The 709-nt window shown below is 65.3% G+C and carries 1 protein-coding gene; it reads right to left on the minus strand.

Translation table 11 applies throughout. The annotated features are described in order from the left end of the window. The coding region (locus ABOA88_RS24020; RefSeq protein ID WP_440127994.1) for an aldehyde dehydrogenase family protein at window positions 1-709 on the minus strand (709 nt) is incomplete at both ends.

Genomic DNA, 709 nt, shown 5'->3' on the forward strand with positions numbered 1-709 from the left:
TGAGCAGGGTCGGCTGGATGTAATAGCCGGTGGCCAGGCTGCCTTCGAGTTTCTCCACCTTGCCGCCGGTCAGCAGCTCGGCGCCTTCCTTCTGGGCGATGTCCAGGTACGAGAGGATCTTCTCGAACTGCTGCTGGGAGGCCTGGGCGCCGACCATGGTGTCGGTGTCCAGCGGGTCGCCGCGCTTGATCTGCAGGACCTTTTTCATCACCACTTCCATGAACTGCGGGTAGATCGACTCCTGCACCAGGGCGCGCGATGGGCAGGTGCACACCTCGCCCTGGTTGAAGAACGCCAGCACCATGCCTTCGGCGGCCTTGTCGATGAAGGCAGGCTCGGCCTGCATGATGTCCTCGAAATAGACGTTCGGCGACTTGCCGCCCAGCTCCACGGTGGATGGGATGATGTTCTCGGCGGCGCATTTCATGATGTGCGAGCCGACCGGGGTGGAGCCGGTGAAGGCGATCTTGGCGATGCGCTTGCTGGTGGCCAGGGCCTCACCGGCCTCACGGCCGAAGCCTTGCACCACGTTGAGCACGCCCTTGGGCAGCAGGTCGCCGATCAGCTCCATCAGCACGGCAATGCCCAGCGGGGTCTGCTCGGCGGGCTTGAGCACCACGCAGTTGCCGGCGGCCAGCGCCGGCGCGAGCTTCCAGGCGGCCATCAGCAGCGGGAAGTTCCACGGGATGATCTGCCCGACCACGCCCAG

The sequence above is a fragment of the Pseudomonas sp. PKS genome (genome assembly GCF_051913525.1).
GTDB classification, from domain to species: domain Bacteria; phylum Pseudomonadota; class Gammaproteobacteria; order Pseudomonadales; family Pseudomonadaceae; genus Aquipseudomonas; species Aquipseudomonas guariconensis_D.